Annotated in this window: 1 protein-coding gene; it reads right to left on the bottom strand. The window is 69.5% G+C overall.

Features of this window, described 5'->3' with window-relative positions:
• Positions 1-211 precede the first annotated feature (211 nt).
• A partial coding sequence (locus BN11_RS15950) for an alkaline phosphatase D family protein (RefSeq protein ID WP_048699342.1) occupies positions 212-2,346 on the bottom strand: 2,135 nt, incomplete at its 5' end.

Genomic DNA, 2,346 nt, shown 5'->3' on the forward strand with positions numbered 1-2,346 from the left:
TCATGGCCACCTACACCGCCGCCCAGTACCTTCTCGCCATGGGCGCGCTCCGCTGCGGCGGCTCCGGCAGCTGAGAGGGGATTCACTCCTGCGAGCCGCCGGCCCAAACCGGCGAGCAGGAGCACACCCCACAGGCCGGTCCACCATGCCATCGCGGGTTCGCCCGGATCAGCAGCTCGATCGTGGGCTCGCCCGAACCGTCGATCTCGATTCAGAGCGCGGAATAGGGCACCGTGACCGGCCAGCCCGGGTACTGGCCGGCTCCGGTTTCGGTGGCGTTCCACGGCCAGCACTCGATCCGCACCCTGCGGCGGGCGTGGTCGAAGGCGATGAGGCCGAAGCCCTCACGCTTGAGGTTGCGGTCACCGAAGTCCTGCCCGGGCGCCGGGTAGTGGTCCCACAACTGACGCAGCGTGAACTTCGGGTTCACGGCCGCCAGCACTCGGACCCGGTTGCCGAAACGGTCCGTGAAGTCGCCGGTATCCGGCGTTCCCGTCGAGTTGGGCAGTGGCTGTGCCGGCTGGAACCAGCGTTGGAAGCTCGTCGACCCGGCGGGGGGAGTGAATTGCAGCGGCCCGTCGGCGAATCCGTCGATGCCGTGCCGCACCAAGTGGCCCACATGCTGATCGCCGGACACGATGAGCCCATGCGCTGCACGTGCCAGCTTCACGGCCCGCATCCGGCCGGGGGCCGGCCAGCCGTTGCTGTCGGCGTCCAGGCGCGGGGCCCCGTCCGCGTCGGTCTGCACGCACGCCCAGGTCGATCCGGTGAGGATCACCTTCGGCTGACCGGGATGCATATTCGCCCACGTGCCGAGGAAGGCCTCCTGCCGCGCCCCGAGCAAGTGCGGTGTCGCGCCCGGCTTGATGAGTCCGGTCTTGAACTTGCGGTCCTCGACGATGGCGAACGACGTGCCGCCGTAGCTGAACGCGGCATACCCGACGGTGATGCCCTGGGCTACGGGCGTCGGGTCGAAACGGTCGGGGTTGTGCCACGAGGACATCCGCTGCACCAGGTTGACCCAACTCGCCGACTTGACATATCCGCCGGTCCGGAAGTCCGTGGTGGCGATGCCGCCTTCGCCGTAGAGGTTCGGCTGGTAGACGTCGTGATCGTCGGTGAGGACCACGATCGGCAGGCGCCGGGTCAGCGGGCGCATCGCCCAGTGCCACAGCAGGAACTTGTAGAGGAAGTCCAGTTCCGGTGCCGAGCTGGTGTCCTTGCGGGTGGGTGACGTCTCGTAGAGCTGGTCACCGTGGGCGACCAGCAGATCCGGCCGCTGGGCGGTGATGCTGTCGACGATCTCGTTGTGCGGGAAGTAGATATTGCGCCGGCTGTAGAGGTCAAGGGACACCGAGCCAGGCAGGCGGGCCTGCCAGGCGCTCGGCGCATCGAGCGGACGGTGGCTCGCCTTGAGGCAGTTCAGGCTCGCGATCCGTATCCCGCCGCGCGGCTCGGCCGGAATGGTGCCGCTGTAGAAGGTCTGGTCTCCGGCGACGATGCGGTAGCCGGTCGGCGTGGTGGGGTCCATGCCGGAGGCATAGAACTGCGCCGTGTAGCCCGGTCCGATCTCTTTGGTGCCCAAGCGAATCCAGCTGCCGGAGCGAAACACCTCCAGGCTCACCGACGGCAGGTCACGCGGGTCGACCGGCATGCATTGCACGGTCATCCGCAAGACGCCCGCCACCGACGTGAAGAGGGTGCCCACCACCGGACCCAGCGCTCGCTCCGGGATCACGGTCAGCCCGGAGCCGGTCGCGGACAATCCGGTGACCCAGTAGCGGGACTCCGACCCCTGCCGGCTGGAGGACATCAGCGCGATCCCCCCGCGGACGCGCGTCAGGGGGAGGGCGGCGATGGTGGCGCTGGTCAGTTCGGTGTCATCCGACGTCCGGCGCACGGCGACCCGCAAGGAGACGGTCGTCTCGTTGACCGTGCGACAGGTCACGGCCAGGGTCAGATCCTCATCGAGGCTCCGGGGACTGCCCGTGCCGCTCGCCGTGGCGGACATCGCCGGCCAGTTGAGCTGGGCCCCCTCCGGGGTGTGGTCGCGGAAACCGACCGCACCATTGTGATCGACATAGGCGATCAGTCCACCCCCCACCCCGCTCGCCGACCCGAGCAGCGCCCGCCGCCGAGCGTCCTCGCCCGGCACGCCCGTGCCGAGGACGAAACCGGAGAGGCCCTCGCCGAGAGCCAGGGTGCCGGTGCGCACCGAGAGGTCGAAGTCGCCGGTCCGGATCTCGTGCGTCAGCAACGCCACGGTGCGCCCCACCCCCATCCCCGGCTCCGCGACGCACTCCATCCGCCCGGCACGCGACAGCCAGTCCTGCAGGCGGGGGGGGG

It is taken from the genome of Nostocoides australiense Ben110, assembly GCF_001050535.1.
In the GTDB taxonomy this organism is placed as follows: domain Bacteria; phylum Actinomycetota; class Actinomycetes; order Actinomycetales; family Dermatophilaceae; genus Nostocoides_A; species Nostocoides_A australiense.